This is a genomic window from Klebsiella sp. 141251 (assembly GCF_050600725.1).
In the GTDB taxonomy this organism is placed as follows: domain Bacteria; phylum Pseudomonadota; class Gammaproteobacteria; order Enterobacterales; family Enterobacteriaceae; genus Klebsiella; species Klebsiella aerogenes.
This window is the reverse complement of record NZ_JAQIRG010000003.1, coordinates 341223-365552: the sequence shown is the minus strand read 5'-3', so window position 1 is coordinate 365552 and position 24330 is coordinate 341223. Positions and strand designations below refer to the sequence as shown.

Genomic DNA, 24330 nt, shown 5'->3' with positions numbered 1-24330 from the left:
CACGCCGCGCGTACCGGGGCTCCTGATAAAACAAACCCGGCTTTCACCGGGTTTGTTTTTACATCCGCTCTACGGTCTCAATCCCCAGAGTATCAAGACCCAGCTTCAGCGTCTTCGCCGTCAGTTGCGCCAGCTTCAGGCGGCTGTTACGGGTCTCTTCGCTTTCGGCGCTGAGGATCGGGCAGTGTTCGTAGAAACCAGAGAACAGCCCGGCCAGATCGTACAGATAGGCGCACATCACGTGCGGAGTACCTTCACGGGCGACGACGGCCAGCGTTTCTTCGAACTGCAGCAGGCGGGCAGCCAACTGCGCTTCGCGATCTTCGCTAATAACCACCGGCGCGGCAGCCAGCGCGCTTTCGTCGATACCGGCTTTACGGAACACCGACAGCACGCGGGTATAGGCATACTGCATGTAAGGCGCGGTATTACCTTCGAACGCCAGCATGTTATCCCAGTCGAAAATGTAATCAGTAGTACGGTTTTTCGACAGGTCAGCATATTTCACCGCGCCGATACCCACCGCATTGGCCAGTTTTTCCAGCTCATCGGCAGGCATATCCGGGTTCTTCTCGGCCACCAGGCGGCGTGCGCGCTCCAGCGCTTCGTCCAGCAGATCGGCCAGTTTGACGGTACCGCCGGCGCGGGTTTTAAACGGTTTACCATCTTTCCCGAGCATCATGCCGAACATGTGGTGTTCCAGCGGTACGGATTCAGGCACATAGCCGGCTTTACGGACAATGGTCCATGCCTGCATCAGGTGCTGATGCTGACGAGAGTCGATGTAGTAGAGCACGCGGTCGGCATGCAGCGTTTCATAACGGTATTTTGCGCAGGCGATATCGGTAGTGGTGTAGAGGTAGCCGCCATCCTTTTTCTGGATGATGACGCCCATCGGTTCGCCTTCTTTGTTTTTGTATTCATCAAGGAAGACCACGGTCGCGCCTTCGCTCTCGACGGCCATACCTTTTGCTTTCAGATCGGCAACGATCCCCGGCAGCATCGGATTGTACAGGCTTTCACCCATCACATCATCGCGAGTCAGGGTGACATTCAGGCGATCGTAGGTGATCTGGTTTTGCGACATGGTGATGTCGACCAGTTTACGCCACATCTGCAGGAAGTACTCGTCGCCGCCCTGCAGCTTAACCACGTAGCTACGCGCGCGCTCGGCGAACGCTTCGTCTTCGTCATAGTGCTTTTTCGCTTCGCGGTAGAAACCTTCGAGGTCGGCCAGCGCCATTTCGCCGGCGTTTTCCTGCTGCTGCTTTTCCAGATAAGCGATCAGCATCCCGAACTGGGTACCCCAGTCACCGACGTGGTTGGCGCGGATAACGCGATGGCCGAGGAATTCCAGAGTACGTACCGAGGCATCGCCGATGATGGTTGAACGCAGATGGCCGACATGCATCTCTTTCGCCACGTTCGGCGCGGAGTAGTCAACAACGATGGTCTGCGGCTGTGGTTTCGCCACGCCCAGGCGCTCGGACTGCAGCGCGAGATTGACGTTTTCCGCCAGGAAGGCCGGATCGAGGAAAATATTGATAAAGCCCGGCCCGGCGATTTCGACTTTATTGGCAATGCCGTTCAGATCGAGATGAGACAGTACCTGCTCTGCAAGTTGTCGCGGCGCCATGCCCAGTTTTTTGGCCACTGCCATCACGCCATTGGCTTGATAGTCGCCGAACTGAACTTTTGCTGACTGGCGGACCTGAGGTTCGCAATCGGCAGGCGCGCCTGCCGCGATCAGGGCCTGGCTGACTTTTTCTGAGAGAAGAGCCTGAATATTCACCGGAATACCTTACTTTTAAGGCGCGAGAACCCCTGTGGGGCGGCGCCGGAACATGGACAAATTAAGGCGGGAGTATACTGCATTTGCGCCCAGCCGTCAGCACCGCGCGCAAGTTGTAAAGCGGCACGCTTAATGAATAACCATTCGTTGTTCAGGCGCGCGGATTGGCGGTTGGTCGGGGCGGCGAAACAGGATAAATTAGCCTTTTTAGCAATGACCGAGGCGCAAGATGGCGAACTGGCAGCAAATTGATGAACTGAAAGATATTTCGGCGGATTTACCGCGTTTTAGCGATGCGCTGCAAGCGCTGGCCGAACGGTTGGGGTTGGAGCTTGCGCCGCTGGACGCCGACCATATCTCGCTGCGCTGTCATCAAAATACTACGGCGGAACGCTGGCGGCAGGGGCTGGAGCGTTGCGGCGCGTTGTTATCGGAAAATATCATTAATGGCCGCCCCATTTGCTTATTTAAGCTTGCCGAACCTATTTGTGTCGCCCACTGGCGCTTTACGGTTGTGGAGTTGCCATGGCCGGGGGAAAAACGCTATCCGCACGAAGGCTGGGAACATATCGAAATCGTTCTGCCGGGCGAGCCGGAAACCCTCAACGCTCGCGCGCTGGCCTTGCTTTCCGATGACGGGCTCAGCCAGCCGGGAATTTTCGTAAAAACCAGCTCGCCGAAAGGGGAGCGTGAACGCTTGCCGAACCCGACGCTTGCGGTCACGGACGGCAAAGTGACCATCAAATTCCATCCCTGGTCGATCGAGCAAATCGTCGCCAGCGAGCGAACCGATACTTAACAGTGTGAAGCCGCGCGGCGTCTGCGGGGAAAAATCGTGACATGCTGTGCTGCCCGTGATGAAAATGGAGAAGGAATCGATGTTGCTGGAAGTTTGCTGCTATAGCATGGAATGCGCGCTTGAGGCGCAGCGCTGCGGCGCCGATCGCATTGAACTTTGCGCCGCGCCGCAGGAGGGCGGGTTAACGCCGTCGTTGGGCGTGCTGCGTTCGGTGCGAGACAATATCTCGATTCCGGTTCATCCGATTATCCGTCCGCGCGGCGGCGATTTTTGTTACACCGAGGGTGAATTTGCCGCCATGCTGGATGATGTGGCGACGGTCAGAGATCTGGGTTTTTCTGGTCTGGTGATTGGCGTGCTCGATGCTGACGGCCAGGTGGATATCCCCCGTATGCGAAAAATTATGGCGGCGGCGGGTCCGCTGGCGGTGACCTTCCATCGCGCCTTTGATATGTGCGCCGACCCGCGTCAGGCCTGGCATGCGCTTGCTGAACTGGGCGTTGCTCGCATCCTCACTTCCGGTCAACGGCCAACGGCGGAACAAGGTCTTGCAAAAATTATGGAACTAATTGCGCTGGGCGATACTCCAATCATTATGGCCGGAGCGGGAGTGCGGGCTGCCAATCTGCAAAAGTTTCTACAGGCAGGCCTCAAAGAGGTGCATAGCTCAGCGGGGCAGTGGTTGCCATCGCCGATGCGCTTTCGTAATCCGGGGTTATCGATGTCCACCGACGCAGATGCCGATGAATATTGCCGCTATGCCGTTAACGGCGAAGCGGTGGCGGAAATGAAACAGATTATTTCTGCCGCGCGGGATTAGCCCGCGAAGCTAACCGTTTTTTGCTGCACATCATGTCGCCCAATATGATGATTGCCCGTACCAGGCCCCTGCAATTTCAACAGGGGCCTTTTTTTATCCCACGAGGGCCAGTGGTCGGCTGAGGTGAATTACGCCCTGGCCGCGGCCGCTTTTTTCGCCAGCGACTGTTGCGTCTCTGGTTTAGTGGCGACGATCACCGCGCGCAGCGGCGCGGGGTAACCTTCCAGCGTTTTGCTGCTGTCATGCGGGTCGAGGAAGTCGGCGAGTGATTCCGTCGTCATCCATTCGGTGCGGCGCTGCTCTTCGCTGGTGGTGACGCAGGTATCAACAATGCGCACATCGATGAATCCGCACTTCTCCAGCCACTGTTTTAGCGCGGCGGCGGAAGGAATGAAATAAACGTTACGCATTTGCGCGTAGCGGTCGCCTGGCACCAGCACGGTGTTCTCATCACCTTCAACGACCAGCGTCTCCAGTACCAGTTCGCCGCCGGGGGCTAACTGATCTTTGAGCTGCCACAGATGATCCAGCGGGGAACGGCGGTGATACAGCACTCCCATCGAAAAGACGGTATCAAAAGCTTCCAGCGCCGGCAGTTGTTCGATGCCTAGCGGCAGTAGGTGCGCGCGCTGATCGTTGCCGATGAGTTTGCGTACCGCTTCAAACTGGCATAAGAACAGCTGGGTTGGATCGATACCGACCGCCAGATGCGCGCCGGCGCCAATCATTCGCCACATGTGATAACCACTGCCGCAGCCGACATCAAGAATAGTACGACCGGTGAGATCGGAAAGATGCGGCAGCACGCGTTCCCATTTCAGGTCGGAACGCCATTCGGTATCGATATTAATGCCATACAGCGAATAAGGGCCTTTACGCCACGGCATCAGGTTTCGCAGCAGATTTTCAATTCGCAGCTGGTGGCCTTCGCTGAGTGGCGTTTCGCTTTCCGCCGTGACGCTATGCAATAGATCGAGACGCCAGGGCGCCAGCTCGGGCAGAAACTCAACGGCGCGTTCCCATTCGCGAAACTTACCGTGCAGCGCTTCGCGTTGCCAGGCCGCGACCTGAGCGGGCAGGGTTTCCAGCCAGTGGGAGAGCGGCCCTTTCGCGATCAACTGATAAAAATTACTGAAGTCGATCATGCCCGTTCCTCGGATTTAACCGCCACCAACGAACCAAAATTAAAGCACTGGAACCACAGTTCGGCATGTTCAAATCCGGCCTGACGAAGGCGCGCTTTATGGGTTTCAACCGAATCGGTCAGCATGACGTTTTCCAGCATGCTGCGTTTCTGGCTGATTTCCAGTTCGCTATAGCCATTGGCGCGCTTGAAGTCATGGTGCATGTTGAACAGCAGTTCGCCGACGTTGGCATCTTCAAAGCTGAATTTTTCGGAAAGCACCAGCGCGCCGCCCGGATTGAGCCCTTGATAGACTTTATCAAGGATCGCCTGACGTTCGCTCGGTTCGAGGAACTGAATAGTGAAGTTCAGCACGACCATCGAGGCATTTTCAATGGCGATATGGCGAATATCGCCCTCAATAACCTCAACCGGCGTTGGCGCTTTATAGGCATCAATATGACGACGGCAACGTTCTACCATCGCCGGGGAGTTATCAATGGCGATAATTTTGCACCCCGGATGCGCAATATTGCGGCGCACGGAAAGCGTCGCGGCGCCGAGCGAACAGCCAAGATCGTAAACCTGAGTGTTTGGCTGAACAAAACGCTCAGCCAGCATGCCGATCATCGAAATAATATTGGAGTAACCAGGAACAGAACGCTGGATCATATCCGGGAAGACTTCGGCTACCCGTTCATCAAAGGTCCAGTCGCCGAGACTGGCAATCGGCGCGGAAAAAAGCGTATCGCGGTGAGACATAACGTTAAACCCGAAAAAACGAAAACGGCGTATTGTGCGCTAACGCAGGGAGAAAACCAACTCCCAGGGCATATACCACAGGTTAGCCAGCACCATCAGCAACAGCGAGCACCAGGTGGCGCTCATTCCGGAACGCCGCCAGCGGAACAGGCGATGATGGAAACCGTACGAGTGCATCAGGCGCCCGGCAATCAGCAAAATACCGCAAATGTGCACCATCCAGGTTAGCGCGCCGTTCATTTCCATAAACAGCAGCAAGATAAGCCCAATGGGGACGTATTCCACGGCATTGCCATGAACGCGAATGGCGACCTGTAGTTCGCTAAAACCGCCGTCGCCATAGCCGACGCGATACTGCATGCGCAGACGTACCACGTCAAAGGAAAACTTGATTAACAATAACGCACCCAAAACCGCATACAGCGCGCTGACCATACCCAAAACTCCCTTTAATTATGTCAGGTGGCTCCGACTATCATAGCAGGATATCAGAAAAGCGAGGATTGCTGCGGAATTGACGGTGCGGCGCCGACTTGCGGCAGCACCGCGCGTAGGTCTTCCCATAAGGTATCTACCAGTTCAGGCGCCTGGGCGATATCCGGGGTATGCAAAAACAGCCACGGCGTGGCCGACTGATGCCATTTTGGCAGCGTCTGTAGCCAGACGCGAAACAATTCGCGATTCTGCGCCATATCATCGCTGCCGATAAAGCGCACCATCGGCTGCTCCGCGGTCATGACCGCGTGAACCGGGACTTTGGGTTTCTTTTTCTGCGCGTCGATCATCGCCGGATTACGCGCGACGGCGCTATGCACCGGGCGGCTATCGAGGATAACTCGATTGGCGTTGCGCTGGTGTAGCCCGCGATTAAGCTGCTGTTCGGCATCGCTTTTGGCGAAAAACTCGGGATGGCGAACTTCAACGCCGTAAGTGAAGTTTTTCGGTAGCGTATCGAGAAAATGCCACAGGGCAGGGAGGTCTCGTGGCCCGAAGGTGGCGGGCAACTGCAACCAGTACTGGCCGATGCGCGATTCCAGCGGCGCCAGACGAGTAAAAAATTCGTGGCTTAAATCGTCGCAGTCGCGCAGTGCCGCCTGATGCGAAATCGTGGCCGGGAATTTGAAACAGAACCGAAAATCATCGTGAGTTTGTTGATACCAGCGATCGACTATCTCGGCCTTTGGTAAGGCATACAGAGTGGTATTACCCTCCACGCAGTTAAAATGGCGGGCATACTCTTCAAGGCCGGTGATGCCAAGGCGCACCCATTTAGGGTGCGACCATTGCGGGAGCCCGATATAAATCATAAGGCGGCGAGAATGTCCTCAGTACTGCGCACGCGGGCGATGCGCGGGAAGATATGCGTCATACTGCCCTGATGCTGATCGGCGGAGGCGGCGCTGCACGCATCCTCGGCGATGATCAGATTGAAACCGAGTTCCCAGGCATTGCGAGCGGTGGATTCCACGCCGATATTGGTGGAGATACCGCAAAGGATAATGGTGTCGATACCGCGGCGGCGAAGTTGCAGTTCAAGATCGGTACCGTAGAACGCGCCCCACTGACGTTTCGTCACTTCAAGATCGCTATCCTGCTTGCCAAGCGCCGGCGGATAGACCCACCAGTTTTCAGGCAGCTTCGCGGCGCCAGCCTGCGCATCTACCGGCTGTTTTAACGCTTCAGCGAAATCGGCGGACCAGCCGACGCGAACCATGATGACGGGCGAACCCTGTTGACGACATTTTTCAGCCAGCTTTGCCGCGCGCGTCACCACCTCGTCGGCGCGATGCGGGCCGCCGGCAAAGGGTAAAATGCCTTCTTGCAGGTCAATAACGACCAGCGCGGTTTTTTTCGCATTGAGTTCTAACATGGTATCCCCGTATCTTGTTCTCTTGTCAGGCCGCTACAATACCGTTGCTAATTCGGCTCAAGGGTAACAAATTTTGTTAATTTATGTGAGCACAAGCAATAAGCGCGCAGCAAAGCAGCGTACAAACTGCGTCGGGCTTATCGTCAGACAGAATTTCCAGTATAATAGCCGCCTTTTTTCATTCAGTAGTGACATTCAGCAAAGCTGCGACCTCGTCGCCTGCATGGCAGGCAACATCCGCCTGCGGCTAAGTTAAGGGATATCTCATGCGTACAGAATATTGCGGACAGCTACGTCAGTCCCACGTGGGGCAGCAAGTGACCCTGTGTGGTTGGGTCAACCGTCGTCGTGATCTCGGTAGCCTTATCTTCATCGATATGCGCGACCGTGAAGGCATCGTGCAGGTGTTTTTCGATCCGGATCGTGCGGATGCATTAAAACTGGCTTCCGAACTGCGTAATGAGTTCTGCATCCAAATCACCGGCACCGTGCGTGCGCGTGAAGAGCGCAACGTCAACCGCGAGATGGCCACCGGCGAAATCGAAGTGCTGGCGTCTGACCTGACCATCATCAACCGCGCGGAAGCGCTGCCGCTGGACTCCAATCACGTCAACACCGAAGAAGCGCGCCTGAAATACCGCTATCTGGACCTGCGTCGTCCGGAAATGGCTCAGCGCCTGAAAACCCGCGCCAAAATCACCAGCTTCGTGCGCCGCTTCATGGACGATCACGGGTTCCTCGATATCGAAACCCCGATGCTGACTAAAGCCACACCGGAAGGCGCGCGTGACTACCTCGTGCCGTCGCGCGTCCATAAAGGTAAATTCTACGCGCTGCCGCAATCTCCGCAGCTGTTCAAACAGCTACTAATGATGTCCGGTTTCGATCGTTACTATCAGATAGTCAAATGCTTCCGCGACGAAGACCTGCGTGCCGACCGTCAGCCTGAATTTACTCAGATTGATGTTGAAACCTCGTTCATGACCGCGCCGCAGGTGCGTGAAGTGATGGAAGATCTGGTTCGTAAGCTGTGGCAGGACGTGAAGGGCGTAGACCTCGGTCAATTCCCGGTGATGACCTTTGCCGAAGCGGAGCGTCGTTACGGTTCCGATAAACCGGACCTGCGTAACCCGATGGAACTGGTAGACGTAGCCGATCTGGTGAAAGCGGTCGAATTCGCCGTCTTCTCCGGCCCGGCTAACGACGCCAAAGGCCGCGTTGCTGCCTTACGCGTACCGGGCGGTGCGGCGCTGACCCGTAAACAGATTGATGAATACGGCAAATTCGTACAGATCTACGGTGCGAAAGGGTTGGCCTATATTAAAGTGACCGAGCGTGCGAAGGGCCTTGAAGGCATCAATAGCCCGGTGGCGAAATTCCTCAACGCTGAAATCGTCGAAGCTATCCTTGAGCGCACGGGCGCGCAGGACGGCGACATGATCTTCTTCGGCGCTGACAACAAGAAAGTGGTTGCCGATGCCCTCGGCGCGCTGCGTCTGAAGCTGGGCAAAGACCTGAATCTCACCGACGAGACCAAATGGGCGCCGCTGTGGGTTATCGACTTCCCGATGTTCGAAGACGACGGCGAAGGCGGCCTGACCGCGATGCACCATCCGTTCACCTCGCCGAAAGATATGACTGCCGCCGAGCTGAAAGCCGCTCCGGAAGACGCTGTGGCTAACGCCTACGATATGGTCATCAACGGCTACGAAGTCGGCGGTGGTTCGGTGCGTATCCACAGCGGTGAAATGCAGCAAACCGTGTTTGGCATTCTGGGCATTAACGAACAAGAACAGCGTGAAAAATTCGGCTTCCTGCTGGATGCGCTGAAGTACGGCACGCCGCCGCATGCCGGCCTGGCGTTTGGCCTCGATCGCCTGACCATGCTGCTGACCGGTACCGATAACATCCGTGACGTTATCGCCTTCCCGAAAACGACGGCTGCCGCGTGCCTGATGACCGAAGCGCCGAGCTTCGCGAATCCTGCCGCGTTAGGCGAACTGGGTATTCAGGTTGTGGCGAAAGAGGCAAAAGAGTCTCCGGAGAACAACTAAGATGTCATTCAAGCTGCCCGTCTCCGTTCTGGTGGTAATTTACGCCGAAGATACGAAGCGGGTGCTGATGTTGCAGCGACGCGACGATCCCGCTTTCTGGCAGTCGGTTACCGGCAGCCTGGAAGAGGGGGAAACCGCGTTGCAGGCCGCCGCGCGCGAAGTAAAGGAAGAGGTCGCCATTGACGTTGCTCGCGAGCAACTGGCCTTAATTGACTGTCAGCGTACGGTGGAGTTCGAGATATTTTCTCACTTACGTCATCGCTATGCGCCGGGCGTCGAGCGCAATACGGAATTCTGGTTCCGTCTTGCGCTGCCCCATGAGCGCCAGATTGTTTTCACTGAACATCTGGATTACCGCTGGGTTAGCGCGTCGGATGCCGCCGCGCTAACCAAATCGTGGAGCAACCGGCAGGCGATTGAAGAATTTGTAATTAACGCCGGATAACTTCCCGCGGCGTTTGTCGCGGGAAGACGGCTTTTTTGGAGAGTTTTTTATGGCAGGTCATAGTAAATGGGCCAACACCAAACACCGCAAAGCGGCGCAAGATGCCAAGCGCGGTAAAATCTTTACTAAAATCATCCGCGAGCTGGTCACCGCTGCGCGTCTGGGCGGCGGCGATCCGGCATCCAACCCGCGTCTGCGCGCGGCGGTAGATAAAGCGTTGTCCAATAACATGACTCGCGACACCTTGAACCGCGCCATTGCGCGCGGCGTCGGCGGTGATGAAGACGCGAACATGGAAACCATCATTTATGAAGGTTACGGCCCGGGCGGCACTGCGGTAATGGTTGAATGTCTGAGCGACAACCGTAACCGTACCGTCGCCGAAGTACGCCACGCCTTTACCAAAACCGGTGGTAACCTCGGAACCGACGGCTCCGTGGCCTATCTGTTCAGCAAAAAAGGCGTGATCTCCTTCGAGAAAGGCGACGAAGACACCATCATGGAAGCCGCGCTGGAAGCGGGTGCTGAAGACGTTGTTACCTATGACGACGGCGCCATTGACGTTTACACCGCCTGGGAAGAGATGGGCGCGGTGCGTGATGCGCTGGAAGCCGCTGGCCTGAAAGCCGATGCTGCTGAAGTCTCAATGATCCCGTCGACTAAAGCGGATATGGATGCGGAAACCGCGCCGAAGCTGCTGCGTCTTATTGATATGCTGGAAGACTGCGACGACGTGCAGGAAGTGTATCATAACGGCGAAATCTCTGATGAGGTTGCCGCAACGCTGTGATGCCGGTAGCCGGTATTGCGGGTGAGTTATTACTGGAGGCGCGTGATGGCCATTATTCTCGGCATTGACCCGGGGTCACGCGTGACCGGTTATGGCGTGATTCGCCAGGTCGGGCGGCAGTTGAGCTACCTTGGCAGCGGATGTATCCGCACCAAAGTAGACGATCTGCCGTCGCGGCTGAAGCTGATATACGCCGGCGTCACCGAAATTATTACCCAGTTCCAGCCCGACTATTTCGCTATCGAGCAGGTCTTTATGGCGAAAAATGCCGATTCGGCGTTGAAGCTTGGGCAGGCGCGCGGAGTGGCGATTGTCGCGGCGACGAACCAGGACCTGCCGGTCTTTGAGTACGCCGCCCGCCAGGTTAAGCAAACCGTCGTCGGCATTGGTAGCGCGGAAAAGAGCCAGGTACAGCATATGGTGCGTACCTTGCTGAAACTTCCGGCAAATCCGCAGGCGGATGCGGCGGATGCGCTGGCCATCGCCATCACCCATTGCCACCTCAGTCAGAACCTGGCTCAGATTAGCGAGACCCGGCTCAATCTGGCGCGAGGGCGGTTACGATAATCACAAATCAGGCTGGATATTCATCCAGCCTTTTTTTATGATAACGCATTAGACTTTCGGCCCTTTATTCAGGAGCGCTACGTGATAGGCAGACTCAGAGGCATCATTCTCGAAAAGCAACCCCCGCTGGTATTACTGGAAACCGGGGGCGTAGGTTATGAAGTCCATATGCCGATGACCTGCTTCTACGAGCTACCGGAAGCCGGGCAGGAAGCCATCGTCTTCACCCATTTTGTGGTGCGTGAAGACGCGCAGCTGCTGTACGGCTTTAACAACAAGCAGGAACGCACGCTGTTTAAAGAGCTTATCAAAACCAACGGCGTCGGGCCGAAGCTGGCGCTGGCTATCCTTTCCGGCATGTCGGCGCAGCAGTTTGTGAACGCCGTTGAGCGTGAAGAAGTTGCCTCGCTGGTGAAACTGCCTGGTATCGGCAAGAAAACCGCCGAACGTTTAATTGTCGAGATGAAAGATCGCTTTAAAGGCCTGCATGGCGACCTGTTTACTCCGGCCGCCGATCTGGTGCTGACCACGCCTGCCGGCCCAACTGCCGACGATGCGGAGCAAGAAGCGGTTGCCGCGCTGGTGGCGCTGGGCTATAAACCACAAGAGGCCAGCCGAATGGTGAGCAAAATCGCTCGCCCGGACGCCAACAGTGAAACGCTAATCCGCGAAGCGCTGCGCGCGGCGTTGTGAGGTAAGGGATGATTGAAGCAGATCGGCTGGTATCAGGCGACAGCATTGGCTTTGAAGAGGCCGCTGACCGCGCTATCCGCCCCAAATTGCTCGCAGAATATGTCGGCCAGCCGCAGGTGCGTTCGCAGATGGAAATCTTTATCCAGGCGGCGAAACTGCGCGGCGATGCGCTCGATCACCTGTTGATTTTTGGCCCACCAGGGTTGGGGAAAACCACGCTTGCTAATATCGTCGCCAACGAAATGGGCGTGAATCTGCGTACCACCTCCGGCCCGGTGCTGGAAAAGGCCGGCGACCTGGCGGCAATGCTGACCAACCTTGAGCCGCATGATGTTCTGTTTATTGATGAGATCCACCGTCTTTCGCCGGTAGTGGAAGAGGTACTGTATCCGGCAATGGAAGATTATCAGCTGGATATCATGATTGGCGAAGGCCCGGCCGCACGCTCGATTAAAATCGACCTGCCGCCGTTTACCCTGATTGGCGCGACTACCCGCGCCGGTTCATTGACTTCGCCGCTGCGCGACCGCTTTGGTATCGTGCAGCGCCTCGAGTTTTATCAAGTGCCGGACCTGCAGCATATCGTAGGCCGCAGCGCCCGTCATATGGGTTTGGAGATGAGCGAGGAAGGGGCGCTGGAAGTGGCCCGTCGCGCGCGCGGTACACCGCGTATCGCCAACCGTCTGCTGCGCCGGGTACGCGACTTCGCCGAAGTGCGCCACGATGGCACTATCTCCGCTGAGATCGCCGCTCAGGCGCTGGATATGCTCAACGTGGATGCCGAAGGGTTTGACTATATGGATCGCAAGCTGTTATTGGCGGTGATCGATAAATTCTTCGGTGGTCCGGTCGGCCTCGATAACCTCGCGGCGGCTATCGGCGAGGAGCGGGAAACCATTGAAGACGTGCTGGAGCCGTACTTAATTCAACAGGGGTTCCTGCAGCGCACGCCGCGTGGCCGAATGGCGACGGTGCGCGCCTGGAATCACTTCGGTATTACCCCGCCGGAAATGCCCTGATGAAACCCGGTAGCTTTCCGCTACCGGGTAGTCTCTCAATCAACTCGCCGCTTTCTTCGTCATACTCAGAACAAACAGCGCCGCTGCGCAGAGCACAACCGAAGGCCCTGCTGGGGTATCGTAGAACGCCGAGAAGGTTAAACCGCCGGTCACCGCCAGCATACCTACACCAACGGCTACCGCGGCCATCTGTTCCGGCGTGCGGGCAAAACGGCGGGCGGTAGCGGCCGGGATTATCAACAACGAAGTGATGATCAGCGCGCCGACGAACTTCATTGCCACGCCGATAGTCAATGCCGTCACCAGCATCAGCAGCAGCTTAACCCGCTGCAACTTCACCCCATCAACAAACGCTAAATCAGGGCTGATGGTCATCGCCAGCAGGTTGCGCCACTGCCAGAGCAATATCGCGACCACTACCACCACGCCTAACGCAATGGAGATTAAATCCTGCGGGGTGACGGCTAATAGATCGCCAAACAGATAGGCCATCAGGTCGACGCGCACGTTCGACATCAGGCTCACCACCACCAGACCGAGCGACAGCGCGCTGTGGGCCATAATACCCAGCAGGGTATCGACCGCCAGGTGAGGGCGTTTTTCCAGCCATACCAGCCCGCCTGCCAGCAGCAGCGTGACCACGATAACCGCATAAAACGGATTAACGTTGAGCAATAGACCAAACGCCACGCCAAGCAGCGAAGCATGCGCCAGCGTATCGCCAAAGTAGGACATTCTCCGCCAGACCACGAACGAACCCAGGGGGCCTGCCGCGCAGGCGAGCATCATGCCGGCTAACCAGCCGGGTAACAGTAATTCAATCATCAGCGGCCATTTCCCCGACGCAGTACAATCCGCCCCTGCAGGTCGTGGCGGTGATTATGTTGGTGACGATAAATGCCCAGCTGTTCCGCGCCGCGCGGGCCGAACATGGAGATAAATTCCGGATGCATCGAGACCACTTCCGGAGTTCCGGAGCAGCAAATATGCTGATTCAGGCACAGCACTTCATCGGTTTTGGCCATCACCAGGTGGAGATCGTGGGAAACCATTAAGACCGCGCAGTTCAGCTCCTGACGCAGTTGATTAATTAAATCATACAATGCCACCTGACCATTGACGTCGACGCCCTGGGTCGGTTCATCCAGCACCAGAAGTTGTGGTTGATTCAGCAGGGCGCGCGCCAGCAAAACGCGCTGGGTTTCGCCACCGGAGAGCTTTTGCATTGGCGCATCGATTAGATGCCCGGCCTGCACACGCTGCAGCGCCGGCATAATATCCTGCTTGCGGGTACCGGGACGCAGGCGCATAAAGCGGCTGACCGTCAGCGGCATGGTAGCATCAAGATGCAGTTTTTGCGGCACATAGCCGATACGCAGATTTTTCTCGCGCTGGATAGCACCTTCGGTCGGCGTCACCAGGCCGAGTACCACGCGCACCAGCGTCGATTTCCCGGCGCCGTTTGGGCCAAGAAGCGTTAAAATTTTGCCTGGTTTTAGCGTTAGCGAAATGTCAGACAACACGCGCCGCTGGCCGTAGACGACCGCGACTTTTTCCAGCGTTACAAGATTCGTCATGTCAAATTAGGGGTTGCACTAGCGATTGAATGTTATAATATCACATCACTTTCGCTCATTACGATGATTAGTCGCATTATGTTACATAAAAATACGCTTCTTTGCGCTGGACTTAGCGCCGCTTTTTTGTTCGCTCATGCCCCGGTTGCTCATGCAGCCGTCGTCGCTTCCATGAAACCCCTTGGCTTTATCGCTTCCGCTATCGCCGATGGCGTAACGGATACCCAGGTTTTGCTACCTGACGGTGCTTCCGAGCATGATTATTCACTTCGTCCATCGGATGTAAAACGCTTACAGAACGCAGACTTAGTCGTATGGATTGGTCCAGAAATGGAAGCCTTTATGGACAAGTCAACGCAAAGCATTGCGGAGCAGAAAAAGGTCACCATCGCCCAGTTGGATGGGGTGAAACCGTTGCTCATGAAAGGGACGGATGATGACGATGACGAACATGGTCACGAACATGCTAATGGCGAAAAAAGTGACGGCGATCACCATCACGGCATTTACAATATGCATCTGTGGCTCTCCCCAGAGATAGCGCGGCTCTCAGCGGTTGCAATCCACGATAAATTATTGGAACTTATGCCGCAGAGTCGAGCCAAACTTGACGCCAACCTGAAGGAATTTGAGGCAAAATTAGCCGCAACCGACAAACAGGTGAGTAACGAGCTGGCGCCGGTGAAAGGTAAGGGGTATTTCGTTTTTCATGATGCCTATGGCTACTACGAAAAACATTACGGTTTGACCTCGTTGGGGCATTTTACCGTCAACCCTGAAATCCAGCCTGGTGCGCAGCGTTTACACGAAATAAGAACACAGTTGGTTGAGCAGAAAGCGACTTGCGTTTTTGCTGAGCCACAATTCAGGCCAGCGGTTATCGAAGCTGTTGCCAGGGGGACCTCCGTGCGCATGGGAACCCTGGATCCACTTGGAATCGGAATTAAGCTGGGTAAAGACAGTTACCCGCAGTTCCTGAGCCAGTTGGGGCATCAGTATTCAAGCTGCCTGAAAGGAGATTAACGAGGAAGTGAATACGTGCAACAGATAGCCCGCGCTGTCACTCAGGCATTCAACAACTTGCCGCGACCCCATCGCGTTATGCTGGGGTCGTTGAGCGTCCTGACTTTAGCGGTCGCCGTCTGGCGGCCCTACATCTACCACCCGGAATCAGCCCCGATCGTCAGAACGATTGAGCTGGAAAAAAGCGAAATCCGCTCTCTGCTGCCGGAAGCCTCTGAACCCATCGATCAGGCGCCGCAGGAAGAAGAAGCTATCCCGCAGGATGAGCTCGACGATAAATCCGATAGCGACTCCGGCGGCCATGAATATGTGGTTTCCACCGGCGATACGCTGAGCAGTATTCTTAATCAGTACGGTATTGATATGGGCGATATCGCTCAACTCTCCTCTGCTGATAAAGAACTGCGCAACCTTAAAATTGGTCAACAGCTCTCCTGGACGCTGACCGCCGATGGCGACCTGCAAAGCCTGACGTGGGAGATGTCGCGCCGCGAGACGCGTACCTATAACCGCGTCGCCAATGGCTTTAAAATGAGCAGCGAGCTGCAGAAAGGGGATTGGGTCAACAATGTCCTGAAAGGTACCGTTGGCGCCAGCTTCGTCTCCAGCGCCCGTGATGCTGGCCTTACCAGTACGGAAATCAGCGCGGTCATCAAAGCGATGCAGTGGCAGATGGACTTCCGTAAGCTGAAAAAAGGTGATGAATTCTCGGTGCTGATGTCGCGTGAAATGCTTGATGGCAAGCGCGAGCAGAGCCAGCTGTTGGGCGTGCGTTTACGTTCCGATGGCAAAGATTATTACGCGATCCGTGCCGAAGATGGCAAATTCTACGATCGCAACGGTACGGGTCTGGCGAAAGGCTTCCTGCGCTTCCCGACCTCGCGTCAGTTCCGCGTGTCGTCTAACTTCAACCCGCGTCGCCTGAATCCGGTGACCGGGCGCGTCGCGCCGCATCGCGGCGTTGACTTCGCTATGCCGCAGGGCACGCCGGTGCTTTCCGTCGGCGATGGTGAAGTGGTGGTGGCGAAACGCAGCGGCGCGGCAGGTTACTATGTCGCCGTGCGTCATGGCCGCACCTATACCACCCGCTATATGCACCTGCGTAAGCTGCTGGTGAAAACGGGGCAGAAAGTGAAACGCGGTGATCGTATCGCGCTGTCGGGCAACACCGGGCGTTCTACTGGCCCGCACCTGCACTATGAAGTCTGGATCAACCAGCAGGCGGTTAACCCGTTGACGGCGAAACTGCCGCGTACCGAAGGTTTAACCGGTTCCGACCGTACGGATTACCTGGCGCAGGCCAAAGAGGTTATCCCACAGCTGCGCTTTGATTAGTCTGAATTATCTTCACTGAAAGCCGGCGCCTGATATGCGCCGGCTTTTTCTTTTGTGCGATGAGTGACGTGTCGCTAAACTAAGCCATTATCTTTATTGATTAAGCAGAACTTCTGCGGACCGGGCATGGAAACGAAAAAAAATAACATTGAATTTATCCCCAAATTTGAGAAATCTTTTTTACTGCCGCGCTACTGGGGCGCGTGGCTGGGCGTTTTCGCCTTCGCCGGAATCGCGCTGACGCCTCCCTCTTTCCGCGACCCTATTCTCGGAAAACTCGGGCGTTTTGTCGGCCGTCTGGCAAAAAGCTCCCGCCGTCGGGCGCAGATTAACCTGCTGTACTGCTTCCCGGAAAAAAGCGAACAAGAGCGTGAAGCTATCATCGATGCGATGTATATGTCTGCTCCGCAGGCAATGGTGATGATGGCCGAACTCGGCATGCGCGATCCGCAGCGCGTGATGTCCCGCGTTGACTGGCAAGGGAAAGAGATCATTGACGAGATGCACCGTAATAATGAAAAGGTCATCTTTTTAGTGCCGCACGCCTGGGGCGTGGATATTCCGGCGATGCTGATGGCTTCAGGCGGGCAAAAAATGGCCGCGATGTTCCATAACCAGGGTAATCCGGTATTTGACTATGTCTGGAACACCGTGCGCCGTCGTTTTGGCGGGCGGATGCACGCGCGTAACGATGGTATCAAGCCGTTTATTCAATCGGTGCGCCAGGGCTACTGGGGCTATTATCTGCCCGACCAGGATCACGGCGCCGAGCACAGCGAATTTGTTGATTTCTTCGCGACTTATAAAGCGACTCTTCCGGCGATTGGCCGTCTGATGAAAGTCTGCCGCGCGCGCGTAGTGCCGCTATTTCCGGTGTATGACGGTAAAACGCATCGCCTGACGGTACTGGTGCGCCCGCCTATGGACGACCTGCTGGAAGCCGATGACACGACGATTGCGCGCCGTATGAACGAAGAGGTTGAGATTTTCGTCAGGCCGCACACCGAACAGTATACCTGGATCCTGAAACTGCTGAAGACGCGTAAGCCGGGTGAAACTGAGCCTTATAAGCGCAAAGAACTGTTTCCGAAGAAGTAAGCTGTATGCTGCGCTGAGCAGGGCTACGGCGCCTGCATTTACCAGACCGTAGGCCGGATAAGGCGCAGCCGCCATCCGGCGCAAAAGCGGCTCCTTATCCGCGGATATTGCCCGGCGGCGCTGCGCTTGCGCGGGCCTACAAAACATTTCCGTATGCTACCATCGCCGGCATGTTGTGATGCCTGTATTTACCAGGATAACAAGCATAAAAAAGCCTCCGTAAGGAGGCTTTCCTGTCTCTGAAGATGATTACTCAACGGTCAGGATACGGGTGGTGTTGGTGCTACCGATGGTGCTCATCACGTCGCCCTGGGTGACGACCACCAGGTCGCCGGAGACCAGATAGCCTTTATCACGCAGCAGGTTAACCGCGTCGTGCGCGGCGGCAACGCCGTCGTTATGGCTGTCGAAATGCACCGGCGTCACGCCACGATAGAGCGCCGTCAGGTTCAGAGTACGCTCGTGACGGGAGAGGGCGAAAATCGGCAGGCCGGAACTGATACGCGAGGTCATCAACGCGGTGCGGCCGGACTCGGTCATGGTGATAATCGCAGTAATGCCTTTCAGGTGGTTGGCCGCATACATCGCTGACATGGCGATTGCTTCTTCGACATTGTCGAATTGCACGTCGAGGCGGTGTTTAGAAACGTTGAGGCTTGGGATCTTCTCCGCGCCCAGACACACGCGCGCCATCGCGGCAACGGTTTCTGACGGATATTGGCCGGCAGCGGTTTCTGCGGACAGCATTACGGCATCGGTACCGTCCAGCACGGCGTTCGCTACGTCCATAACTTCCGCACGGGTCGGCATCGGATTGGTGATCATCGATTCCATCATCTGCGTCGCGGTGATGACCGAGCGGTTAAGCTGGCGAGCGCGGCGGATCAGCGCTTTCTGGATACCCACCAGTTCCGGATCGCCGATTTCCACACCGAGATCGCCGCGAGCAACCATCACCACATCGGAGGCGAGAATAACGTCGTCCATGGCATCCTGGTCGCAGACCGCTTCCGCACGCTCGACTTTAGCGACGATTTTCGCATCGCAGCCAGCGTCGCGGGCCAGACGGCGAGCGTAGTTCAGGTCTTCGCCGCAGCGCGGGAAGGAGACCGCCAGGTAATCAACGCCAATTTTTGCGGCGGTAACGATATCGGCTTTGTCTTTATCGGTTAGCGCTTCTGCAGACAGCCCTCCGCCGAGTTTGTTAATACCTTTATTGTTAGATAGCGGGCCACCAACGGTAACTTCGGTGAACACTTTCATCCCTTGTACTTCCAGGACCTTCAGCTGCACGCGACCATCGTCGAGCAGCAGGATATCGCCTGGAACGACGTCCGCCGGCAGGCCTTTATAGTCGATGCCGACTTTTTCTTTATCGCCTTCGCCTTTACCCAGGTTGGCGTCGAGCAGGAATTTGTCGCCAATGTTGAGGAAAATTTTGCCTTCTTTGAAGGTAGAGACGCGGATTTTCGGCCCCTGCAGGTCGCCGAGAATTGCTACGTGACGGCCCAGTTTTGCTGCAATTTCACGGACTTTGTCTGCGCGGAGCTGGTGATCTTCCGGGGTACCGTGAGAGAAGTTCATGCGTACGACGTTAGCGCCCGCGGCGATAACCTTTTCGAGGTTGTTATCGCGGTCAGTTGCCGGACCTAAGGTCGTTACGATTTTGGTTCTGCGAAGCCTTCTGGACATGTAATACTCCGTTGACTGAAACAACTTTGGTGTTGCGTGAACATGGATTCGGTAGCGCCGAATCCGCTAATGGGCGGAACTGCTACGCTGCCGGGACATAATTGGTCTCTGACTTATAATGACTATTATTGTTTATCACTACTAATGAGTAGTTCTTTATCAAAGCGCGATTCCTTGAGCGCTTCCTTGACCCTCTTCAAGTTATCTCTGAATTTTGCTCCGCGGCGCAGGGTGAAGCCGGTCGCCAGCACATCAATTACCGTGAGCTGGGCCAGACGCGACACCATCGGCATATAAATATCGGTGTCTTCCGGGACGTCCAGAGTAATGGCCAGCGTCGACTCCCGCGCCAGCGGGGTGCCGGCTGAAGTAATGGCAATGACCATGGCATCGTTTTCACGCGCCAGTTGCGCCAGTTCAACCAGGCTTTTGGTGCGCCCGGTGTGTGAAATGATGACCACCACGTCATCATCGTTACAATTCATACAGCTCATGCGCTGCAGGACAATATCGTCGGAGTAGATGACCGGGACGTTAAAACGGAAAAATTTATTCATTGCGTCATGCGCGACGGCGGCTGAGGACCCCAGACCGAAGAAGGAGATTTTCTTCGCCTGGGTAAGCAGATCGACTGCCCGGTTGACCGCCGACATATCCAGCGCATGATGTACCTGATCGAGGCTGGCCATCGCCGATTCGAAAATTTTCGCCGTATAGGATTCGACGCTGTCGTCTTCATCGACATTACGGTTAACATAGAGGGTACCGTGTGCCAGACTTTGTGCCAGATGCAGTTTAAAATCGGGGAAACCCCGGGTTTCAAGACTGCGACAAAATCGGTTTACGGTCGGCTCGCTGACGCCGGCTTCCAGCGCCAGGGCCGCTATGCTCGAGTGAATGGCCTGCGCCGGGGTGGCAAGAATGACTTCCGCCACTTTGCGTTCAGATTTGCTAAGGTTTTCCAGTCGGGACTGGATTTTTTCCAGCATGTTCATTGTTAACAGGCGCTCATCAATGGAAACGATTTCATTAATGGGTGAAATCATCAGGCGTTTTAGCAAGAATATACCCCTCCGCAATCAGAAGCGGTGAGGAATGACGAGAAAAAATGTCGTTTTTTTTCATTACATGATCAGAGTCGTATTTTACTAACTGAAAACCAGACGAAACAACGAACATTCTTAGCCTGATGCCCAATTTGTCGGCGAACGCTTTTCCTCTATGTGCGGTAACGTCGGGAAAGCACCGCTAAGGGTTTCAGGAAATTCGTAAACACAGTACAGTGCAGCGTAAGAAAATTACAAATTTAGCCTGGCATAAGCACCAGACTATCAACTGAGGAGAATGACATGGCGGTAACGCAAACGGCCCAGGCATGCGATCTGGTCATTTTCGGCGCGAAAGGTGACCTCGCGCGCCGTAAACTGTTGCCTTCCCTGTATCAGCTTGAAAAGGCTGGCCAGATTAACCCTGAAACCCGCATCATCGGCGTTGGTCGCGCCGATTGGGATAAAGACGCTTACACCAAAGTAGTGCGTGAAGCGTTAGAAACCTTCATGAAAGAGAAAATCGACGAAGGTTTATGGGATACCCTGAGCGGTCGTCTGGACTTCTGTAATCTTGATGTCAACGATACCAGCGGCTTCACCCGTCTGGGCGAAATGCTGGATCAGGAAAACCGGGTCACCATTAACTACTTCGCGATGCCGCCAAGCACTTTCGGCGCCATCTGCAAAGGGCTGGGCGAAGCAAAGCTGAATGCCAAACCCGCGCGGGTGGTGATGGAAAAACCGCTCGGTACCTCGCTGGAAACCTCCCGGGAAATTAATGACCAGGTGGGCGAGTATTTCGAAGAGTGCCAGGTTTACCGTATCGACCATTATTTGGGTAAAGAGACGGTACTGAACCTGCTGGCACTGCGCTTTGCTAACTCCTTGTTTGTTAATAACTGGGACTGCCGCACCATTGACCACGTTGAAATCACCGTGGCGGAAGAAGTGGGTATTGAAGGCCGCTGGGGTTATTTCGATCAAGCCGGGCAGATGCGCGACATGATCCAGAACCATCTGCTGCAGATCCTGTGCATGATCGCCATGTCGCCGCCATCGGATCTAACTGCCGACAGCATCCGCGATGAAAAAGTAAAAGTGCTGAAATCGCTGCGCCGAATCGATCGCTCGAACGTGCGTGAGAAAACCGTCCGCGGTCAATACACCGCCGGGTTTGCGCAAGGCAAAAAAGTACCGGGCTATCTGGAAGAAGAGGGCGCTAACAAATCCAGTAATACGGAGACCTTTGTGGCCATCCGCGTGGATATCGATAACTGGCGCTGGGCTGGGGTTCCGTTCTACCTGCGTACCGGTAAACGTCTGCCGACCAAATGTTCCGAAGTGGTGGTTTACTTCAAAACTCCGGAACTGAACCTGTTCAAAGAGACCTGGCAGGAGCTGCCGCAGAACAAACTAACCATTCGTCTGCAGCCGGATGAAGGTGTTGATATTCAGGTGCTTAACAAAGTTCCAGGCCTCGATCACAAGCATAATCTGCAGATCACCAAACTGGATCTGAGCTACTCCGAGACCTTCAATCAAACTCACCTGGCGGATGCCTACGAACGCCTGCTGTTGGAAACCATGCGCGGTATCCAGGCGCTGTTCGTGCGTCGCGATGAAGTGGAAGAAGCGTGGAAGTGGGTTGACTCCATTACCGGCGCATGGGCGGCCGACGGCGACGCGCCGAAGCCTTACCAGGCCGGTACCTGGGGCCCGGTGGCGTCGGTGGCGATGATCACCCGCGATGGCCGTTCCTGGAACGAATTCGAGTAAGTGTATCGTTAATCCGGGAGAGTTATTTTACCGGTAACATGATCTGGCGCAGTCTGGCGCATAATTTTTAATCTTTTAAGCCCCGGGAGGATTCACCCCCGGGGCTTTTTTTATTACACTGCCTGTAGACATTTTGCCCCTGAGCCCCAGTGGTGGTGCCATTTACACCATTCTTCGACGTCATCGCGCGGTGGCCGGACAGATAAATTTTGAGGAGCCTCTATGAATTCGACAATGTTACGGGTAACAAATCGCATTATCGAACGGTCGCGCGAAACCCGCTCAGCCTACCTCGCACGGATTAATCAAGCCAAAAGCGATACCGTCCATCGCTCGCAGTTGGCCTGCGGTAACCTGGCGCACGGTTTTGCCGCCTGTCAGTCAGAAGATAAAGCGTCGCTGAAGAGCATGTTGCGCAACAACATCGCCATTATCACCTCCTACAACGATATGTTGTCCGCCCACCAGCCTTATGAACATTATCCGGATATCATTCGCAAAGCCTTGCACTCTGCCAATGCGGTGGGGCAAGTGGCCGGCGGTGTACCGGCAATGTGCGACGGCGTGACGCAGGGTCAGGATGGCATGGAGCTGTCGCTGCTGAGCCGCGAAGTGATTGCCATGTCCGCCGCCATCGGCCTGTCGCATAACATGTTCGACGGCGCATTGTATCTTGGCGTATGCGATAAAATTGTTCCCGGTCTGACCATGGCGGCGCTCTCCTTCGGTCATCTGCCGTCGGTGTTTATTCCCTCCGGCCCGATGGCCAGCGGTCTGCCGAATAAAGAGAAAGTGCGTATTCGTCAGCTGTATGCCGAAGGTAAGGTTGACCGTATGGCGCTGCTTGAATCCGAAGCTGCCTCTTATCATGCGCCGGGCACTTGTACCTTCTACGGTACCGCCAACACCAACCAGATGGTGGTTGAGTTCATGGGTATGCAGCTGCCAGGTTCGTCATTTGTTCACCCGGACGCTCCGCTGCGTGAAGCGCTGACCAGCGCCGCCGCGCGTCAGGTGACGCGCATGACCGGCAACGGCAATGAGTGGATGCCGCTGGGTAAAATGATTGACGAAAAAGTGGTGGTCAACGGTATCGTTGCGCTGCTGGCGACCGGCGGCTCCACCAACCATACGATGCACCTGGTAGCGATGGCGCGCGCGGCGGGCATTATCATTAACTGGGATGATTTCTCCGATCTTTCTGATGTGGTGCCGCTGCTGGCGCGTCTGTATCCAAACGGTCCGGCGGACATTAACCACTTCCAGGCGGCAGGCGGCGTGCCGGTACTGGTGCGCGAGCTGCTAAAAGGCGGATTGCTGCATGAAGATGTCAACACGGTTGCCGGCTTCGGCCTGTCCCGTTACACCATGGAACCATGGCTGAATAACGGCGAACTGGACTGGCGTGAAGGGGCGACCGCGCCGCTTGACGATCAGGTCATTGCTACCTTCGAGAAACCGTTCTCCCGCCATGGCGGTACCAAAGTGCTGAGCGGTAACCTCGGTCGTGCGGTAATGAAGACCTCCGCGGTGCCCGTTGAGAACCAGATTATCGAAGCGCCAGCGGTCGTCTTTGAGAGCCAGCACGACGTACTGCCGGCGTTTGAAGCGGGACTGCTGGATAAAGATTGCGTAGTCGTTGTACGCCATCAGGGGCCGAAAGCGAACGGCATGCCAGAATTACATAAACTTATGCCGCCACTTGGTGTATTATTGGACCGCCGTTTCAAAATTTCGCTGGTCACCGATGGTCGACTTTCCGGCGCATCAGGCAAGGTACCGTCAGCCATACATGTTACTCCTGAAGCCTATGATGGCGGCTTGCTGGCGAAAGTGCGCGATGGCGACATGATTCGCGTTAACGGGCAGACCGGCGAGTTGACCCTGCTGGTCGATGAAGCCGAACTGGCCGCCCGCCAGCCGCATATTCCTGACCTGAGCAGTTCGCGGGTCGGTACCGGCCGCGAGATGTTCGGCGCGCTGCGCGAGAAGCTCTCCGGAGCCGAGCAGGGCGCAACCTGCATCACTTTTTAAGACGATTCGATT

Annotated in this window: 22 protein-coding genes and 1 pseudogene; 13 read left to right on the top strand and 10 right to left on the bottom strand. The window is 55.8% G+C overall.

The features are described from left to right. Window positions 1–58: 58 nt before the first annotated feature. Window positions 59–1792: an arginine--tRNA ligase gene (argS, locus tag PGR09_RS09470; protein ID WP_047077748.1), complete on the bottom strand. Its 1734-nt coding sequence runs from the start codon at window positions 1790–1792 to the stop codon at window positions 59–61. A gap of 229 nt (window positions 1793–2021) precedes the next feature. Between argS and PGR09_RS09465 the strand changes: the two genes are divergently transcribed. Continuing rightward, window positions 2022–2591 carry a VOC family protein gene (locus PGR09_RS09465; RefSeq protein ID WP_047045558.1) on the top strand — a complete coding sequence of 190 codons (570 nt, stop codon included), beginning with the start codon at window positions 2022–2024 and terminating at the stop codon, window positions 2589–2591. A 79-nt stretch (window positions 2592–2670) separates the two neighbouring features. After that, window positions 2671–3411, top strand: a complete 741-nt coding sequence (gene cutC / locus PGR09_RS09460; RefSeq protein ID WP_348875955.1) for a copper homeostasis protein CutC — start codon at window positions 2671–2673, stop codon at window positions 3409–3411. 128 nt (window positions 3412–3539) lie between these two features. Here cutC and cmoB read toward each other — a convergent pair whose 3' ends face one another. The 5 genes from cmoB to PGR09_RS09435 are packed head-to-tail and all read right to left on the bottom strand — an operon-like array spanning window position 3540 to window position 7166. Continuing rightward, the gene (gene cmoB, locus PGR09_RS09455) at window positions 3540–4556 is read right to left on the bottom strand and encodes a tRNA 5-methoxyuridine(34)/uridine 5-oxyacetic acid(34) synthase CmoB (protein ID WP_045390306.1); all 1017 of its coding nucleotides are present in this window, start codon (window positions 4554–4556) and stop codon (window positions 3540–3542) included. Further along, a complete protein-coding gene (cmoA, locus tag PGR09_RS09450) occupies window positions 4553–5296 on the bottom strand; it encodes a carboxy-S-adenosyl-L-methionine synthase CmoA (RefSeq protein WP_015365981.1) in 744 nt (247 codons plus the stop codon). Before cmoA ends, cmoB begins: the two co-directional genes overlap by 4 nt. Before the next feature lie 39 nt (window positions 5297–5335). Further along, the gene (locus PGR09_RS09445; RefSeq protein ID WP_430916078.1) at window positions 5336–5731 is read right to left on the bottom strand and encodes an MAPEG family protein; all 396 of its coding nucleotides are present in this window, start codon (window positions 5729–5731) and stop codon (window positions 5336–5338) included. Window positions 5732–5784: 53 nt separating this feature from the next. Next, window positions 5785–6603 carry a DUF72 domain-containing protein gene (locus PGR09_RS09440; RefSeq protein WP_047077750.1) on the bottom strand — a complete coding sequence of 273 codons (819 nt, stop codon included), beginning with the start codon at window positions 6601–6603 and terminating at the stop codon, window positions 5785–5787. Beyond that, the gene (locus PGR09_RS09435) at window positions 6600–7166 is read right to left on the bottom strand and encodes a hydrolase (RefSeq protein WP_213797646.1); all 567 of its coding nucleotides are present in this window, start codon (window positions 7164–7166) and stop codon (window positions 6600–6602) included. The genes PGR09_RS09440 and PGR09_RS09435 overlap by 4 nt, the downstream gene beginning before the upstream one ends. 266 nt (window positions 7167–7432) lie before the next feature. On the opposite strand from PGR09_RS09435, the gene aspS reads away from it, so the two are divergent. The 6 genes from aspS (at window position 7433) to ruvB (ending at window position 12734) form a co-directional block, all read left to right on the top strand. Further along, window positions 7433–9220, top strand: coding sequence for an aspartate--tRNA ligase (gene aspS / locus PGR09_RS09430; protein WP_020078458.1), 1788 nt, complete (start codon window positions 7433–7435; stop codon window positions 9218–9220). 1 nt (window position 9221) lies between these two features. Then, entirely contained in the window at window positions 9222–9665 is a 444-nt protein-coding gene (gene nudB, locus PGR09_RS09425) for a dihydroneopterin triphosphate diphosphatase (RefSeq protein ID WP_015365986.1), read from the top strand. Window positions 9666–9714: 49 nt separating this feature from the next. Beyond that, window positions 9715–10455: a YebC/PmpR family DNA-binding transcriptional regulator gene (locus tag PGR09_RS09420; protein ID WP_015365987.1), complete on the top strand. Its 741-nt coding sequence runs from the start codon at window positions 9715–9717 to the stop codon at window positions 10453–10455. Window positions 10456–10500: 45 nt separating this feature from the next. Next, window positions 10501–11022 (top strand): crossover junction endodeoxyribonuclease RuvC, encoded by a 522-nt coding sequence (ruvC, locus tag PGR09_RS09415; protein WP_015365988.1) that lies wholly within the window; start codon window positions 10501–10503, stop codon window positions 11020–11022. Between the two features lie 81 nt (window positions 11023–11103). Further along, entirely contained in the window at window positions 11104–11715 is a 612-nt protein-coding gene (ruvA, locus tag PGR09_RS09410) for a Holliday junction branch migration protein RuvA (RefSeq protein WP_015365989.1), read from the top strand. A gap of 8 nt (window positions 11716–11723) precedes the next feature. Further along, window positions 11724–12734, top strand: a complete 1011-nt coding sequence (ruvB, locus tag PGR09_RS09405; RefSeq protein ID WP_015365990.1) for a Holliday junction branch migration DNA helicase RuvB — start codon at window positions 11724–11726, stop codon at window positions 12732–12734. A gap of 39 nt (window positions 12735–12773) precedes the next feature. On the opposite strand, the gene znuB is transcribed toward ruvB, so the two are convergent. Together znuB and znuC are read right to left on the bottom strand one after the other, a co-directional pair. Next, entirely contained in the window at window positions 12774–13559 is a 786-nt protein-coding gene (gene znuB, locus PGR09_RS09400; RefSeq protein ID WP_045390315.1) for a zinc ABC transporter permease subunit ZnuB, read from the bottom strand. Next, window positions 13559–14311, bottom strand: coding sequence for a zinc ABC transporter ATP-binding protein ZnuC (gene znuC / locus PGR09_RS09395; RefSeq protein WP_015705955.1), 753 nt, complete (start codon window positions 14309–14311; stop codon window positions 13559–13561). The genes znuB and znuC overlap by 1 nt, the downstream gene beginning before the upstream one ends. Before the next feature lie 78 nt (window positions 14312–14389). On the opposite strand from znuC, the gene znuA reads away from it, so the two are divergent. The 3 genes from znuA to lpxM all read left to right on the top strand — a co-directional run bounded on the left by znuA (window position 14390) and on the right by lpxM (window position 17767). Continuing rightward, window positions 14390–15334: a zinc ABC transporter substrate-binding protein ZnuA gene (gene znuA / locus PGR09_RS09390; RefSeq protein WP_045390494.1), complete on the top strand. Its 945-nt coding sequence runs from the start codon at window positions 14390–14392 to the stop codon at window positions 15332–15334. Between the two features lie 15 nt (window positions 15335–15349). After that, window positions 15350–16669 carry a murein DD-endopeptidase MepM gene (gene mepM / locus PGR09_RS09385; protein ID WP_430916077.1) on the top strand — a complete coding sequence of 440 codons (1320 nt, stop codon included), beginning with the start codon at window positions 15350–15352 and terminating at the stop codon, window positions 16667–16669. Between the two features lie 126 nt (window positions 16670–16795). Then, window positions 16796–17767: a lauroyl-Kdo(2)-lipid IV(A) myristoyltransferase gene (gene lpxM, locus PGR09_RS09380; protein WP_045390317.1), complete on the top strand. Its 972-nt coding sequence runs from the start codon at window positions 16796–16798 to the stop codon at window positions 17765–17767. A 249-nt stretch (window positions 17768–18016) separates the two neighbouring features. Here the strand turns inward: lpxM and pyk are convergent, their stop codons facing one another. Both pyk and PGR09_RS09370 read right to left on the bottom strand, forming a co-directional pair. Further along, window positions 18017–19459: a pyruvate kinase gene (gene pyk, locus PGR09_RS09375; protein WP_015365996.1), complete on the bottom strand. Its 1443-nt coding sequence runs from the start codon at window positions 19457–19459 to the stop codon at window positions 18017–18019. A 125-nt stretch (window positions 19460–19584) separates the two neighbouring features. Continuing rightward, a pseudogene (locus PGR09_RS09370) lies at window positions 19585–20489 on the bottom strand (MurR/RpiR family transcriptional regulator). A gap of 319 nt (window positions 20490–20808) precedes the next feature. Here PGR09_RS09370 and zwf point away from each other — a divergent pair. After that, the gene (zwf, locus tag PGR09_RS09365; protein WP_045390321.1) at window positions 20809–22284 is read left to right on the top strand and encodes a glucose-6-phosphate dehydrogenase; all 1476 of its coding nucleotides are present in this window, start codon (window positions 20809–20811) and stop codon (window positions 22282–22284) included. Window positions 22285–22506: 222 nt separating this feature from the next. Next, window positions 22507–24318 (top strand): phosphogluconate dehydratase, encoded by a 1812-nt coding sequence (gene edd, locus PGR09_RS09360; RefSeq protein ID WP_430916076.1) that lies wholly within the window; start codon window positions 22507–22509, stop codon window positions 24316–24318. Window positions 24319–24330 lie beyond the last annotated feature (12 nt).

Excerpts from the sequence above, each read along its gene's own strand:
- PGR09_RS09465 (WP_047045558.1), top strand. The coding sequence starts at position 2,022 with ATGGCGAACTGGCAGCAAATTGATGAACTGAAAGATATTTCGGCGGAT.
- cutC (WP_348875955.1), top strand. The coding sequence starts at position 2,671 with ATGTTGCTGGAAGTTTGCTGCTATAGCATGGAATGCGCGCTTGAGGCG.
- cmoB (WP_045390306.1), bottom strand. The coding sequence starts at position 4,556 with ATGATCGACTTCAGTAATTTTTATCAGTTGATCGCGAAAGGGCCGCTC.
- cmoA (WP_015365981.1), bottom strand. The coding sequence starts at position 5,296 with ATGTCTCACCGCGATACGCTTTTTTCCGCGCCGATTGCCAGTCTCGGC.
- PGR09_RS09445 (WP_430916078.1), bottom strand. The coding sequence starts at position 5,731 with ATGGTCAGCGCGCTGTATGCGGTTTTGGGTGCGTTATTGTTAATCAAG.
- PGR09_RS09440 (WP_047077750.1), bottom strand. The coding sequence starts at position 6,603 with ATGATTTATATCGGGCTCCCGCAATGGTCGCACCCTAAATGGGTGCGC.
- PGR09_RS09435 (WP_213797646.1), bottom strand. The coding sequence starts at position 7,166 with ATGTTAGAACTCAATGCGAAAAAAACCGCGCTGGTCGTTATTGACCTG.
- aspS (WP_020078458.1), top strand. The coding sequence starts at position 7,433 with ATGCGTACAGAATATTGCGGACAGCTACGTCAGTCCCACGTGGGGCAG.
- nudB (WP_015365986.1), top strand. The coding sequence starts at position 9,222 with ATGTCATTCAAGCTGCCCGTCTCCGTTCTGGTGGTAATTTACGCCGAA.
- PGR09_RS09420 (WP_015365987.1), top strand. The coding sequence starts at position 9,715 with ATGGCAGGTCATAGTAAATGGGCCAACACCAAACACCGCAAAGCGGCG.
- ruvC (WP_015365988.1), top strand. The coding sequence starts at position 10,501 with ATGGCCATTATTCTCGGCATTGACCCGGGGTCACGCGTGACCGGTTAT.
- ruvB (WP_015365990.1), top strand. The coding sequence starts at position 11,724 with ATGATTGAAGCAGATCGGCTGGTATCAGGCGACAGCATTGGCTTTGAA.
- znuB (WP_045390315.1), bottom strand. The coding sequence starts at position 13,559 with ATGATTGAATTACTGTTACCCGGCTGGTTAGCCGGCATGATGCTCGCC.
- znuC (WP_015705955.1), bottom strand. The coding sequence starts at position 14,311 with ATGACGAATCTTGTAACGCTGGAAAAAGTCGCGGTCGTCTACGGCCAG.
- znuA (WP_045390494.1), top strand. The coding sequence starts at position 14,390 with ATGTTACATAAAAATACGCTTCTTTGCGCTGGACTTAGCGCCGCTTTT.
- lpxM (WP_045390317.1), top strand. The coding sequence starts at position 16,796 with ATGGAAACGAAAAAAAATAACATTGAATTTATCCCCAAATTTGAGAAA.
- pyk (WP_015365996.1), bottom strand. The coding sequence starts at position 19,459 with ATGTCCAGAAGGCTTCGCAGAACCAAAATCGTAACGACCTTAGGTCCG.
- zwf (WP_045390321.1), top strand. The coding sequence starts at position 20,809 with ATGGCGGTAACGCAAACGGCCCAGGCATGCGATCTGGTCATTTTCGGC.
- edd (WP_430916076.1), top strand. The coding sequence starts at position 22,507 with ATGAATTCGACAATGTTACGGGTAACAAATCGCATTATCGAACGGTCG.